At 48.7% G+C, this 14,560-nt stretch carries 14 protein-coding genes; 11 read left to right on the top strand and 3 right to left on the bottom strand.

Annotated elements, in window-relative coordinates; all coding sequences use genetic code 11:
* Positions 1 to 260 precede the first annotated feature (260 nt).
* From NZD86_RS05700 to NZD86_RS05725, 6 genes are all read left to right on the top strand, one after another.
* The gene (locus tag NZD86_RS05700) at positions 261 to 1,208 is read left to right on the top strand and encodes a LysR family transcriptional regulator (RefSeq protein WP_268045527.1); all 948 of its coding nucleotides are present in this window, start codon (positions 261 to 263) and stop codon (positions 1,206 to 1,208) included.
* 146 nt (positions 1,209 to 1,354) lie between these two features.
* Positions 1,355 to 2,278: a VOC family protein gene (locus NZD86_RS05705; protein WP_268045528.1), complete on the top strand. Its 924-nt coding sequence runs from the start codon at positions 1,355 to 1,357 to the stop codon at positions 2,276 to 2,278.
* Positions 2,279 to 2,293: 15 nt separating this feature from the next.
* A complete protein-coding gene (locus NZD86_RS05710; protein WP_268045529.1) occupies positions 2,294 to 3,229 on the top strand; it encodes a substrate-binding domain-containing protein in 936 nt (311 codons plus the stop codon).
* 109 nt (positions 3,230 to 3,338) lie between these two features.
* Complete coding sequence (locus NZD86_RS05715; RefSeq protein ID WP_268045530.1) at positions 3,339 to 4,613, top strand: aromatic ring-hydroxylating oxygenase subunit alpha; 1,275 nt, start codon at positions 3,339 to 3,341, stop codon at positions 4,611 to 4,613.
* A gap of 28 nt (positions 4,614 to 4,641) precedes the next feature.
* Positions 4,642 to 5,136 (top strand): aromatic-ring-hydroxylating dioxygenase subunit beta, encoded by a 495-nt coding sequence (locus NZD86_RS05720; protein ID WP_268045531.1) that lies wholly within the window; start codon positions 4,642 to 4,644, stop codon positions 5,134 to 5,136.
* A gap of 55 nt (positions 5,137 to 5,191) precedes the next feature.
* On the top strand, positions 5,192 to 5,908 hold the full coding sequence (locus tag NZD86_RS05725) for a class II aldolase/adducin family protein (protein ID WP_268045532.1): 717 nt from the start codon (positions 5,192 to 5,194) through the stop codon (positions 5,906 to 5,908).
* 129 nt (positions 5,909 to 6,037) lie between these two features.
* On the opposite strand, the gene NZD86_RS05730 is transcribed toward NZD86_RS05725, so the two are convergent.
* From NZD86_RS05730 to NZD86_RS05740, 3 genes are all read right to left on the bottom strand, one after another.
* A complete protein-coding gene (locus NZD86_RS05730; RefSeq protein ID WP_268045533.1) occupies positions 6,038 to 7,168 on the bottom strand; it encodes a M20 family metallopeptidase in 1,131 nt (376 codons plus the stop codon).
* A 51-nt stretch (positions 7,169 to 7,219) separates the two neighbouring features.
* Positions 7,220 to 8,329, bottom strand: a complete 1,110-nt coding sequence (gene menC / locus NZD86_RS05735; protein WP_326492639.1) for an o-succinylbenzoate synthase — start codon at positions 8,327 to 8,329, stop codon at positions 7,220 to 7,222.
* A gap of 63 nt (positions 8,330 to 8,392) precedes the next feature.
* Positions 8,393 to 9,256, bottom strand: a complete 864-nt coding sequence (locus tag NZD86_RS05740; RefSeq protein WP_268045534.1) for a MurR/RpiR family transcriptional regulator — start codon at positions 9,254 to 9,256, stop codon at positions 8,393 to 8,395.
* A gap of 140 nt (positions 9,257 to 9,396) precedes the next feature.
* Between NZD86_RS05740 and NZD86_RS05745 the strand changes: the two genes are divergently transcribed.
* From NZD86_RS05745 to NZD86_RS05765, 5 genes are all read left to right on the top strand, one after another.
* On the top strand, positions 9,397 to 10,206 hold the full coding sequence (locus tag NZD86_RS05745) for a GNAT family N-acetyltransferase (protein WP_268045535.1): 810 nt from the start codon (positions 9,397 to 9,399) through the stop codon (positions 10,204 to 10,206).
* 168 nt (positions 10,207 to 10,374) lie between these two features.
* Positions 10,375 to 11,646, top strand: a complete 1,272-nt coding sequence (locus NZD86_RS05750) for an MFS transporter (protein WP_268045536.1) — start codon at positions 10,375 to 10,377, stop codon at positions 11,644 to 11,646.
* An 80-nt stretch (positions 11,647 to 11,726) separates the two neighbouring features.
* Complete coding sequence (locus NZD86_RS05755; RefSeq protein ID WP_268045537.1) at positions 11,727 to 12,434, top strand: CapA family protein; 708 nt, start codon at positions 11,727 to 11,729, stop codon at positions 12,432 to 12,434.
* Positions 12,435 to 12,437: 3 nt separating this feature from the next.
* Positions 12,438 to 13,025 carry a CapA family protein gene (locus NZD86_RS05760; RefSeq protein WP_268046802.1) on the top strand — a complete coding sequence of 196 codons (588 nt, stop codon included), beginning with the start codon at positions 12,438 to 12,440 and terminating at the stop codon, positions 13,023 to 13,025.
* Positions 13,026 to 13,087: 62 nt separating this feature from the next.
* On the top strand, positions 13,088 to 14,560 hold the full coding sequence (locus NZD86_RS05765; protein ID WP_268045538.1) for a M81 family metallopeptidase: 1,473 nt from the start codon (positions 13,088 to 13,090) through the stop codon (positions 14,558 to 14,560).

Raw genomic sequence — 14,560 nt, forward strand, 5'->3', positions numbered from 1 at the left:
GTAAAATAGGAATATTCTATTATACAAATACTGCTTAATCACAATTTTAACGAGCTGATGTCACGGGGTTCACTAGAGAGCTGACGATCTCGCCATTCACATAAACTAGGAATTTCCATTTGAATGGAACCGTGATCGTACAATAAGTGGCTCTAAGAACTGTCTATTTCGATCTGGATGGACGATAGAAAATAACTATTTCACATATTCAAATCACGAGAATAGAATAAACCGCAGGTTGGAAAGTTTGGTGAATTTACTTGGATGATCTGGAGAATATCGCTACATTTGTTTGCGTGGCTTCGAATCTAAGTTTCATTAAGGCTGCCAACTCAATGAATTTGCGCCAGCCATCCGTAACCGCCCGTATTCAGCGTTTGGAAGATCGATTGGGTGTTGAACTGTTCATCCGAAATAAGAATCATAGTATCCACCTCTCGGAGGAAGGGAGAGCGTTTCTACCATTTGCAAAGCAGATGATTCAGTTGATGCAGGAGGCAGAAGATAAAGTCAGGAGTGTGAAGCAGATTTTTGAGGGCCAAGTCCGAATTGGGGTGACTCCTTCATGGTCTGTAAATGTTCTGCCAAGGGTTCTCGGTGCTGTTCGCGAGCGATATCCTGACGTCGGTTTCTATGTGATTAATGGGACCACGAAAGGTATCAAAGACATGATTCTGGGTAATGAGGTCGACATTGGACTCGTTTCTTACGACATTTTCCATCGTCAACTGGAACGAATTTGTGTCCATGAAACACCATGGGTGCTCGTCTGTAACCCTCGGCACCGTTTGATTGGCCGGGCAGAAATCGATATCGAAGAGATTCTTCATGAGCCGTTGGTTACATACGAACAGTCGACTGATGGATGGCGGGAAATCCAGCGTATTTACGGAAGTTATAATGCTGTTCCGAATGTTGTGGCCCAATTGGAACAATTGGAAGCTGTCAAAGTCTTATTGAATGAATCGTCATGTGTTAGCTTGCTGCCGTTAATTTGCGTCAATCAGGAACTTCAAGAAGGACGTTTAGCCTCCGTTCAAATCAAACAGTTATCCGACGTGAAAACGAAAATGTCAATAATCTATTTGAAAACAAAGTCATCATATCTCTTGGTCAACATGATCCAGAATATGATTTTGGATTATTTTACGCTCTGTTCGCATAAACTGTTGGTTTTGGAACAGCCCACACATGGACAACCTTTTTGATTGTCCGCTAGCGTAAGGTGTGAGAAACCGGAATCCTATAGATTGCTCCGATCATTTTGGCATTTGGAAGCTCGGAAAACAACATTTAATCAGAATAGATAATTATTTTAATAATTGAATGATTGATGTTTTGTGGAGGGACTGTGATGATTCGCTATAAGAAGTTAGGTTATGTAGCACTGAACGTTCGAGATGTGGAACGTTCAGCTGCCTTCTACCGAGATGTCGTTGGTTTCACCTTAGTTGAGTCCTCACCGAGTACGGCCTACTTGACCTGCAGTGACGAACATCACTGTATCATGTTGAATCGATCGGAAGATCCGGGTCTCAAGCGGATCGCCATGGAATTAGAGGATATCAACCAATATGAGATTGCCTGGAATCATCTGTCTCAACATGGTTATCATCCCTTCGAGGTACCTATCGAGGAACGCGCGGAGCTAAAGATTGGGAAAGCATTTCGATTCGCCGATCCTCACGGAGCTGTATTTGAATTTTATTGCGGAATGCAGCATCGGCCATTCCGGAAACAGCCACATCCGGTGAATATTAGTCGATTAGGTCACGTTATTCTCAATGTGCCAAATCTCGAGCAGCATTTCCCGTTTTATACAGACGTGCTCAATTTTAAACCATCCGACCAGCGGTTTAACGACAAGGGTGAAATGTCATTCGTGTGGATGCGGTGCTTCCCAAGTCCATATCATCACTCGTTTGGTTTTGCGTCATCCGAGACATTAAAGCTGCAGCATGTGGCGTTTATGGTTGCGGACATCAACGATATCGGGATCGGATACAATCGCTTGTTGGCTCAGGATGTGCCCGTAGTTTGTGGACCTGGTCGTCACTATGCGTCAGGGAGTATCTTTGTGTACTTCCTCGATCCCGACGGACTGACTATTGAATACACCTTGGGCATGGAGGAATTTCCCGAGGTTGGGGCCCGCCCTCCTCGCATGCTTGACGGTGCACCTGAGACGAGCGACATGTGGCGTAGTAGACGTGATCCACGGATGAGTAAGATTGGTTCCGTCGAACTGATGGATCGCACGAATCCACTCGTACTGTGAAAGGAGGGAAGAGTTGTGAGCAAACCAGTCCTTCGGATCGGTTGTACGCAGTACCTGAATACAGAGGCCATTCTAAGTCACAAAGTGTCAATGGATGGCTTTGATTATGAACCAGTACGTGCCATGTCGATTGATGAATGTACATTGAAGACACTGAATGGTGAGTATGACGTTGGGGAGAGTTCTCTAGCCACGTTTATGAAAGTCGCAGAGACCAATCATGACTTAGTCGCGCTACCGATTTTCTCCCGCAAGTTTTTGCATCAGTATCAGTTTTGTGCAAGGGACTCAACGATAGAGCATCCAGCAGATTTGAGCGGCAAGAAAGTCGCTATCCCGCAATTTTGGATCACGGCAGGAATATGGCACAGGTGGCTGTTTGAGAACTACTATCAACTCGACCCCAAGCAAATCACATGGTGTCCTTTGCAGCGGGATCGAATCAAGGATGTACCATACCCTGCCCGCTACGTGATCGATTGGTCATATCTAGGTAAATCCGCTCCGGGCCTACTAAGAGACGGAGAAATCGACTGTTTCCTGTACGCCAGGAAATTGGATGACGACAAGGGCATTCGAATCCTATATCCAGACGTTAAAACGGAGGAAATGTCTTTCCATAGAGAGATGAACATGGTTCCTATCACCCATGTCATTGTTGTGAATTCCCATTTACTTACTGATCATCCCACTTTGGCTAAAGACCTGCTGTTCTTATTTGAAGCTTCGAAGCAACACGGTCTCAAAGAACTGGGGAATTTCGTCAGTCTTTACCTGCCATTTGGGGACTTGCACTTGGAAGAAACCATTTCCTTCCTCGGCGAACAGTGGAACGGCTACGGGTGGTCGAACAACCGGGAAACCTTAAGGAGCTTCTACACTGCAGCTTGCGAGCAAGGTTTTTTGACACGTCAACGAGATTTCGAAAGTTACTTTGCTCACGTTGACTAAGGCTGGCACGACGTTTTCGTTTAGGAACCGTGGCACGCAAATTGATTCAGGATTACGGTGTGACGAAATATCCCGAAGATCAACTATGACGGAAAGAAGGAGGGCATTCATGGAAGCTCGTCAGTACATCATAGATGATTCCGACAAAGGAATGTTCAAGGTCCATCGTTCAGTGCTTGTCCAGCCGGAAATTTTAACTCAGGAGCGCAAGAAAATATTCGATCGCTGCTGGTTGTACGTGGGACACGTATCCGAAGTAAAGCAGCCCGGTGACTTTAAGACGAGAAACGTTGGGGGACGTCCGATTATTTTTACTCGGGGCAGCGATGGGGAAGTTCGGGCATTTCTCAACTCCTGCACGCACCGTGGAACCCTGGTTTGCCGGGAACGGCAGGGCAATGCGAAATCGTTTCAATGCTTCTACCATGCGTGGACGTTTAACAACTGTGGGGAACTGGTTGCTGTGCCTGGACAGGACGCGTACGGTCAGAACTTTGATAAACGTGAACTCGGTCTCCGAAGTGTCCCAAGATTTGACCACTATAAAGGGTTTTATTTTCTGAGCTTCGATAAATCTGCGGTGAGTTTAGACGAGTACCTCGCGGGGGCGAAGGAATACCTGGATCTCATTGTGGATCAGTCCCCCACAGGTGAATTGCAGATCATCCAGGGTACCCAGGAGTACGATATGTTGGGAAATTGGAAACTCCTTTCGGAAAATAGTTTTGATGATTATCATGTTGCACCCACGCACATCACGTATCTGGAATATTTGAAAGATTCGGGTGTCGACGTGTCTATGCCGAAGGGACTCTTGATGCCAAAGCACGGATTTGGGAAATCGCTCGGTAACGGGCATGCCATGATCGAAAATGAAACATATCGAGGACGGCCTATCGCCCGGTGGATGCCCATGTACGGTGAGGAAGCGAAAGAAGAAATCGCACAGATTCGCCGCGAGTTGACACAGCGACTTGGAGAACAGCGGGCGATGAGAGTAGCGGAAACAAATCGAAACTTGCTCATCTTCCCAAATCTAGTCATTAACGATGGTTCATCCGTTACGGTTCGAACATATTTCCCAGTCACCGAAAAGCATATGAAAATTACAGCTTGGGCCATTGGACCGACGGATGAGTCGCCAAGGGCAAGGGCGAGAAGACTGGATAGTTTTCTTACCTTTTATGGCCCGGGGGGGTTCGCGACGCCAGACGATGTAGAAGCACTTGAAGTGGTTCAACAGGGCATTGCCACATGGCAAGAGCTCGAGTGGTCAGATTTATCACGCGGCATGATGAAGAAAGATGAGGATCAGCTAAACACAGACGAACTGCATCTTCGAACCTTCTGGCGTCGCTGGAACGAACTCATGACTAAGGAATGACATTCCAGATGCGAGGAGAGATTTGGAAATGACTGAGAAACAGGTTCTCAATAGAGCGGTCGTGGAGGACTTTCTGTACGAGGAAGCATCACTTCTGGATGAATGGCGGCTGGATGAGTGGCTCGAGATGCTGACAGACGACGCTTCGTACTATGTTCCTCCTAATGATGCTCCTGACGCTGACCATCACGACACACTGTTCATCGTTGCAGACGACATTCATCGAATCAAGTCACGCGTCAAGAGGCTCAAAAGCAGACATGCCCACGCAGAAAACCCCAAGTCAAAGACACGGAGAATGATATCGAACGTGAGGATTCGAAGTGTTGTAGAAAATGTGGCACATGTCACTGCGAACTTCGTTGTATACCGTTTCCGAAGACACGAGCAAATTCGTGAATACGTGGGTCGTTACGAATATAAACTCGCAATTGACGGAACACAATTACGAATTGCTGAGAGAAAAGCGATTTTGGATTCTGAGGAGCTTGCGAGGCTGGGTTCAGTGAGCATTATCTTGTGATATAAGTCGAATCGTGTCGTTTCATTTCATATCTCCCATCGAGGGGTGTAGTTGGATGAGTGAAATTTCAGTTGAAAGTCAAGTGGATGTTCAGGCTTTAAAAGAAAAGGTCGCCAATGGATGCCGGATTTTAGCGAAGTTGGGTCTAAGTGATTATCTCGGGCATGTCAGTGCACGAATTCCTGGAACAAACCACGTACTCATTAAAGCGCGTGGGTTAGATATGGGCAATTTACTCGATATGACTCCAGATAAGGTGGTCACTGTTGATTTAGAGGGTAAGCAAGTCGATGGTGAGGGATTGGTCCCCCCTGATGAAGTGGTGCTTCACACAGAAATCTTCAAAGTCCGTCCTGATGTCATGTCTGTTGTTCACACGCATCAACAGTTTTCTACAGTCCTGGGGGATTTGGGGATCCGCATTCTACCGATGCAGGGTGTCATGGCTGCAATTGCCGCAAAGGACATTCCTGTATATGAATCGTCACTCAAGGTCGTCACCCATGAGCAAGGTGCTGATGTTGCGCAAACGTTGGGGGATAAGTGGGCAATTCATTTGCGAAATCACGGGGTTTGTACGGCTGGTGACAGCGTTGAACAGGCTGTGGTGTTTGCTATTTGGCTCGAAGAGCAGGCAAAGTTGACATGGATGGCTTCGGCAGTAGGAACCCCTCGTGGCATGAGACAGGATGAAGCTGAATTGCAAATTAAAGATGCGTTGGGGCCAATGACAAAGAGATGGAAGTATTATTTGAGTCTGTTAGACAGCTGATGGCTGGTTGAACTGGGTTGTTCCGTAGAAGACGTTTTTTGTAAATTTGAGACACAAGACGTGTACCACTCGGCGAGGATCGCGCTGCCTCAGTGAACGATCCTCGCTAACCCAAATTTGTACTGTCAGTTACTTACTTAGTTTGAGAATCAGCTCGCCTAATAATGCCGCGCGCTCTGGCATTTTGTCGATTATTACATGCTCGTACTCGGCGTGTGGCCCGTCTCCAACGGCACCGAGCCCGTCAAGTGTAGGTACGCCCATGGCGGAAATGAAATTCCCGTCACTTCCCCCTCCTACGCTAGTCTCGTCAACATTAAATCCGAGACTATGGCCAATCTGTCTTGCTGTTTCAAATAGCTGGGCGGTGGCAGGTGTCCGTTCCATGGGCGGGCGATTTAGCCCACCAGTCACTTCTATAGAAGTGCCTTTGAGGACCGGCTTAAGCTCGAACATATGACGTTCTACTCGATCCGCTTCCGTCTGCGTCGCCACACGAAAATCAATGTGAGCTTCCGCTTCGTCCGCCACGACGTTGGTTCTCGAACCACCTCGAACGATACCGACATTTACTGTGGTCCCCAGCGCATAATCAGTCAAACTATGAAGTTTCAAAGTCTGATGCGCAAGCTCTTCAATTGCGCTCACACCGTTTTCATGATGATTTCCAGCGTGGGCTGCCACTCCTCTAATTTTGAGATGGCGGATACCTACGCCTTTTCTGGCGGTTTTCAACGCTCCGGATTCAGCGGCGGACGGTTCTAGGATGAAAGCCGCCTCACAGCCAGTTGCTTCAGATTCCAAGTAGGGCCTTGACGTGATACTTCCAATCTCCTCGTCAGAGTTAAAGAAACAAACCACTTGCAAGTTAGAAAAATCGGCAAGTTCTTGAATCCCGCGAAGGCACCACAACGCCTGGACAAGTCCAGCCTTCATGTCAAATGCGCCAGGCCCATATGCTCGGTTGCCCTCCACCCGAAAGGGTAAACGACCTTCATCCCACACGGTGTCGAAATGGCCGACGAGAAGGATTTTCCTCGGCCCACTCCCGAGAGAAAACCGCAAGTGATTGCCTACTTTAGTCTGCTCTATACTCTCTCCATGGACACCAAGATAACGTTCAACTAGATCCAGTATAAACTGGCCGCATTTGTCCACGAGCTCTTTATTGTGAGATGGTGATTCGTGCAATACGAGTTCTCTTAGGTCTGCGAGCATATCCGACTGATGTGCTTGTAAATACTTTAACAACGTCGTCATATGGGCGTCTCCTTTCCTATATGTGCTTCCCATATGCAGCCCTACGCAAGACTAGGCTCGAAAATGCCACTGTGCTTCTTGGTACCGCGCTATTTGGTCTATGTTTACGGAATATCCGAGTCCGGGACTAGGCGGGACGGTAATCTGTCCGTCTGTAACCGTTACTTCGGGGAGAATAATGTCCGGATTCCAGTATCTTGCACTTGCGGCGGTGTCGCCGGGGAGTGTAAACCCATCCAGTGTTGCGATCGCGATGTTTAGAGCCCTGCCTACGCCCGTTTCCAGCATGCCGCCGCACCACAGCTGAATACCGGCTTCCTTGGCCACCTTCGTCAATTCCAATGCTGCCTGAATGCCACCCACGCGACCAAGTTTTACATTGATGATTCGGCATGCTTTCATGTGAATTGCACGAAGTGCATCTTCCAGAGTGTGAATGGATTCGTCTAAACAGAGGGGTGTTTCCAACTGTGATTGAAGGTTCGCATACTCTTCCCAGGCATTATCGGCCAAAGGTTGTTCGATCATCATGAGACCGTATTTATCCAATTCAAGTAGGGTTGGAAAGTGATTTTCATCGTAAGCCGCATTCGCATCCACCATGAGGGGGACATGAGGGAATTTCTGGCGGACCGCAGCCACTGGCTCAGTGTCCCAACCTGGGCGAATTTTGATTTTTATTCTTCGGTAACCTTGACCGTAGTAGTCCTCGATTTCCTGCAGCAACTCAGGAATGGGCTTGATTCCGATACTCACTCCGACATCCACTTTTGACTTCGTTCCACCAATTGCTTGGGCAAGGGGGAGACCTTGCTGCTGGGCCCAGATATCCCACAGTGCACCTTCAAGCGCGAATTTGGCCATTCGGTTTCCGTGCAAGAACAGGGTCTTCTTAAAGAACTCGGACGGATGTGCCCATTTTGTATTTAATGCGAGCGGAATCAGTTCCTTCCGCAAAATTGCTTCCACTGTGTCCGTGGTTTCTTCGTTATATAGCGGGGATCGCGCAGCGACGCTTTCGCCCCATCCCACATAGCCGTCTTGCGTCCTAACCTCCAACAAGATCACGTCACGATCCGTTTGCACACCGAAGCTGGTCTCAAATCGCATTTGAAGAGGCATCACGAGTCGATGAATCACAATTTCACAAACATCCAACATAAAACGATCACCCTCGCTAACGTGACAGAATTGAACAACTTTGACTCTTGTAGTCCAGTGGACTCAAGGAGAATCCTTCTTGATCTTTGACACGACGTTCAGTTCGCTCCATATTTCGTCAGTGGCATTTAAGTTGTTCATAATGCGTTCAGGATCTTTTTGCCCAAACCCTTTGGCCAAAATCTGTGTCAGTGCCATGAGGGACACATTCGAACTGTAATGATAATGCGATATGGATGGAAGTCGAACAGTGAGTTTGGTTCCCGGTATCGGTGGGCCAGCTACGTCTGTCATCAATATCACCTTCGATGTCCGTTTTGTAGCGGCAGACAAAAATTGGCGTGTCGCCTCCGAGTATCTGGGATAACTGAGGCCCAAAACACAATCTTCTTTGCTCAGGTCCCGAAACCGGAGCCACGCTTGGCTACTTGAAGCATCTACGTAATCCACCCGCCCGATGAGCAAGCGAAGATGGAGCGAGACGTACTCCGCAATCGGCGCGGTCATTAAACTAGCTACCACGAGCACTCGATCTGCGGCGAGGAGCGTGTCGATCATCTCACCTATAACGGGTGCGACGAGCGCCTCCAACTGGTCCAAGTTCGCTTTCTCTTCTTCCACAATGGCCCCGATGGGTGTCAATGCGGATTGGGGTGGATTGTTCTCAAAGAGCTTCCACACCAATGAACTGTCCGGTAGCTGTTCACGGATTCTCCTTTGTAAATCCGAATAGCCTTCGAATCCACACTGCTTTAAGGTCTTGACAATGGTCGCGGTGCTGACACCAACTTGCTGTGAAACGTCCTCCACTCCAGTCCAAGCAATTTTTAAAGTATTGCGCAAGATCCAATCAAGCGCTTTCCTGGATGACGGAGACAGGTTATTGGCTTGTTGCTGAAGAGCAACTCTTAATGATTCCAATTCCAATGCTTCATCTCCTGACGGTACGGTAGATCGTATTGAATTATATCAAAAAATTTTTTATATTCTAGAACTTAACGAAAAATTATATTATACTCCTAGTTAACCAATGAGTCGAAATGATGTGCCGGGAGTGAGGAGAACGCGTGTCCAATATTGTCATTCGACAGTTGTCCACACTCGACCAATTGAAGAATGTGCAAGAGCTTGAGAAAAGAATCTGGGGACCACATTCTTTGCCAATTCACCAGACTATCACTGCCGTCAAGAATGGGGGAATCATCTTAGGAGCTTTCGATGGCCCGACATTGGTCGGATATCTTTATAGTTTTGCAGGGTTCAAAGCTGGAGAAGTCTATCTTTGCTCCCACCAGATGGGTATTGATGAAGTGTACCGGAAGCAAGGAATCGGGTACCAATTAAAAATGGCCCAAGCGAAGCTTGCAAGAGATGTCGGATACCGTAAAATTCGCTGGACGTATGATCCGCTCGAAGCACACAACGCCTACCTCAATATCGGGAAACTCGGTGCAATTTGTTCAGATTACATTGAGAACTGTTACGGACCAATGAATGATGATCTCAACCGGGGGTTACCTTCTGATCGATTCTGGGTCACCTGGTTTACGGATGGTAACGAAGCGATTAGTAGACAAAACGAACGTGATCGAAATGTTTCTCGTCGATATGCGGACTCAATTATCTTGCAATCTAAACTGCAAGATGGGATGCCCGTTGCTATTGAGTTCGACGAAATCGAAGCGGACAAGAGTTACCTTCTTGTACCGATCCCAACTGATTTTCAACGTATAAAGAGACGTTCCCATGACCTGGCCGTCGAGTGGCGGATGTTCACACGTCGTGTATTCACGCGTGCTTTTCAAACAGGATGGACTGTGGTTGATACGGTGAGAGACCAAGAGATCCTCTATTACGTGCTGCAGCGTTTAGGGTAACATCACCGGCGGATGGGGCTCCTTAAATATCTTGCAAGGAGGTGAGCGGCGCAAGGCTCGTTCTACGAGGGCCCTGCTGGTATACAGTAACTCGTCATCTAAGGGTTTTTTCCAGAATCTTTAGTCCTCGAAAGGCTCAAGTCTAGAAACCACCGGAAGCGAGGCGATATGATGTTGCAAACTACTGAGCAACGACTCAAACGAATTGCTTACGTCACGACGACAATTCTCTTTATCAGCTGGTTAATTGACTATATTGACCGGTTAGTCATTACGCTCGCTTTACCATCCATTGGTAAACAGTTTCACCTGAATTCCGTGGAAGAGGGTGCTATTATGAGCATTTTCTTCTTTACCTATGCAATTTGCCAGATTCCTGGCGGTATACTTGCGGACCGATTTGGTGCGAAAAAAACCATGACAGTCGCAATGACGGCATGGTCCGTCTTTACAGCGCTCACGGGCGCCGCAGGCAATTACGTTGTTCTCATGATTGTTCGATTCTTCTTTGGTGTATCGGAAGGAATCTTCCCAGGTGCGTCAATGAAGGCTATCGCTGAACGAACCTCTCAAAAAGCGAGGTTGACGGCAAATGGAACGATGGTTGCGTCGAACTCCTTGGGCTCGGCTTTAGCGCCGTTGATCGCAGCACCAGCCATTGCCGCTGTAGGTTGGCAACATTCCTTTTATTGGGTGGCTGGACTGGGGATCATCATGGCTGTGGTCTTATGGTTTGGATTGCCGAAACAAACCGTTACTAGTATTCAGGGAGAAAGTACGGCATCGCATAGAGAATACGCAGGGGAACATCTGTCGCCAGCTCAAGTGTTGAGAAAAGGGGTAATGTGGAAATTCTTCCTTATGTTTATGGGAATGGACATTGCGGCGTGGGGGCTGGTGTCGTGGGTACCATCCTACTTGATGACCCAGAAACATTTGTCTTTAAGCGGCGCTGGGGTTCTTACTTCCATTCCGTTTTTCGCAGGTACCATTTCCACGATTCTCGGAGGCTGGTTGTTTGACAAGTATTTTTATCGTAGGCACCGTTGGCTGATCGTGCCATCCATGGTGCTTGCCGGCCTCTTCCTCTTTCTGATGCTCAGTTCCAACAGTCTCCACGAGTTTATTGTGTACGAAACTATTGGCGCGTTTTGTATTTACATGGCTTTTCAGCCCATTATGGGTCTGCCGATGAGAATTTTGTCCTCGAAGATTCTCGGGGTAGGAAGCGCCATTGTCAACTTCGGGGGCCAAGTTGGCGGTGTTCTCTCACCGATTGTCATGGGGGCGTTAGTAGGTTCAGTCTCTTACCAAGCCGCGTTTGGTTTTCTCGTGTTCGGTGTGCTGCTTGCAGCGGCTTGTTCCTTATGGATCCCTCAATCTCCAGAACATTTTGATACTGTAATCTCGGGCAATGAAGTTTCACAGTCGCTCTCATGATGTGGGCACGTACTTATGGGTGGGGAAATTCAGCCATCTGATCTCGTTGCAACCTTGACTTTATGCAGGGGGTGATTGACGTGGCGAAGATATCCATCATGGCAACAGGAGACTCCTTCATCACTCAGAGGTTGCCGCGACTGGATGAAAGGGTTCAATCGATACGTGAACTGCTTGGACAAGTCGACGCAAGGTTTACGAACTTGGAAGTGACGATTCATGAGTTTGGGGTGTACCCGTCTGCGGTGAGTGGGGGAACATGGGCCGCTGCCCGTCCACCAGTCTTGTCGGATTTAAGTTGGCTCGGATTTAACATGCTCGCTTGGGCGAATAACCATACGTTGGACTGGTCCCATCATGGCTTGCTAGAGACACATCTTCATCTGGAGAAAGAAGGGTTTATCCACGCTGGCGTGGGGCACAACCTAGCGGAAGCTAGTCAACCACGGTACCTAGAAACGCGTAACGGACGAATCGCGTTGATTGGGGTCAACTCCACACTTCGCGATTGGCACCCGGCTGGTGAGCAACGGCGCGATGTTCTTGGACGTCCTGGAGTAAATCCCTTGCGCTTTGAGACAGTTCATAGGCTCTCTATTCAGGATTTTCATGCACTCCAAGCCATCATTGCCAAGACCGACGTCAATGCTGTCCGTTTACTCAGCGAACAAGAAGGATTTTCTCGTGCGCGTGAAGGCATGTTCCACGTAGATCATCTGCAATTTGAGACAGGAGAACCAGGGACGATAACGCGAATGACCAGAAAAGACGCCGAACGCATCGGTTGATCTATCCGGGAAGCTGTCCGTCAAGCGGACGTCGTCCTCGTCAGTCACCATGCACACGAAATGAAAGGTACCGACAAATCGAAGCCGGCGGATTTTATTCAAGAGTTCGCCCATTTTTGTATCGATCAAGGTGCACACGCCTATATCGGTCATGGTCCACATATTCTGAGAGGCATTGAAATCTATCACGGACAACCAATTTTCTATAGTCTCGGAAACTTCATCTTTCAAAATGACACCGTCGAAAGCCAACCACATGAATTCTACGAAAATTATGATCTCGGGTCGCATCACACACCTGCAGATGCCTACGATGCACGCGAGGCAGGAGGGACAAAGGGACTTGCAGCGGATCGGCAGGTGTTCGAGTCTGTCATCGCCTCGTTCGAATGGGAGGGGGGGTCTACTCGGACTATCAAACTGCACCCAGTGACGCTTGGGTTCGGTTTGACGAGGTCCCGCCGAGGCAAGCCGGAACTCGCCAGTCACGCAGACGCTGAAAAGATACTGGAGGACCTTTCGCAGCTATCCGCTCCCTTTGGGACGATGATTCGGAACGAGGACGGCATAGGTCGTATCGAAATCGAGTGACTCGGCAGTCCTAGTCCTTCTCCCGAGGTAAAAGGTCAGCAAGCAATAGGAGGGAAATACGCATGAAAATTGCCATTGGACAAATATCCCATGAAACAAACACGTTTTCATCGGTACCGACGACAAAGTCACTGTTCGAACTGTGGGAGTGGGATTACGGAGATGACATCGTCGCCAGACATAAAGGGGTTGAGGACTATGTGGGGGGCATGATCGACAGGGCTTGTGAACTCGGGATTGAGGTCGTGCCCACATTTTCGGCATTCGCGAACCCATCCGGAACCATCACCCGGGAAACGTACGAGTTGCTCAAGCAAGCGCTCATTGACGGACTACAAGGGGCCGGAGAGGTGGATGCAATCTGTCTGGCTTTACACGGGGCTGGGGTTGCAGAAGGATTCGACGATCTCGAAGGCGACCTCCTTCAAGCGGTGCGCGAGTTCGTAGGACGTGACATGCCGATTGTCGTGACCCTTGACCTGCATGCGAACGTCACTGAGCGGATGGTTGCCTATGCGGACGTTCTTCTGGGGGTGAATTTTTACCCGCACACAGATTCTTACGATCGCGGCCGTGAAGCCATTGACGTCGCAAAGCAAATGGTTGACGGAAACTTGAGGCCTGTTATGAATTTGGTTCGACTTCCCCTGATGATCCCGACCTCAACAACGAATCTGTCACCGGCAAAGGATGTAAATGAAGTCTGTTGGGGATGGGAGAAACGACCGGATGTGGTGGACTGCACGTTGTTTCACGGCTTTCCCCACACGGACACCCCGGATGTGTGCGTGTCAGTACTCACTGTAACGAACGACGACAGTCACCTAGCACAAGAGGCTTCAGAAGATGTAGCGAATTTCGTATGGCAGACGCGTGAAGCTTTTTTTCCGCACACGGCGAGTCCCAGTGAAGGGATTCACTTGGCACTGCAAGCGGAGGGTCGTCCAATTGTCATCAATGAGACTTCAGACAACCCGGGTGGTGGAACCCCTGGTGACGGAACGCACCTGTTACGCGCCATGATCAACGAAGAGTTAACCAGCGCCTGCTTTGGTACGATTTACGATCCGGAGGTGGCCCGGATAGCCCACGAATCGGGCGTCGGCACGTGGATCGATGTGCAACTGGGCGGGAAAACCGATTCATTACACGGTGAACCATTGCAGATACATGCCTACGTAAAAACGCTAAGCGATGGACAATTCTTGCAGTCTTCTCCTATGTGGCGTGGAAAACAAGTCGATCTCGGCAAGTCGGCCAGACTTGTCGTGGGTGGGATTGACGTGATCGTGTGTTCCGTATGCTCACAGGTTTTTGATGAGCAAATCTTTTTACTCCATGGAATTGACGTATCCGAATACAAGATAGTCGCACTGAAATCCAGTCAGCACTTTCGTGCGGCATACGAGTCGATTGCCGCTGAGATCATCACCGTTGACTCTCCCGGACTCAGTTCACGCCAGCTCTCCAGCTTTCAGTACGAACGGATCACACGACCAATTTATCCGCTGGACGACGTGACGAGGAGGGTTTAA

It is taken from the genome of Alicyclobacillus dauci (genome assembly GCF_026651605.1).
In the GTDB taxonomy this organism is placed as follows: Bacteria; Bacillota; Bacilli; order Alicyclobacillales; family Alicyclobacillaceae; genus Alicyclobacillus; species Alicyclobacillus dauci.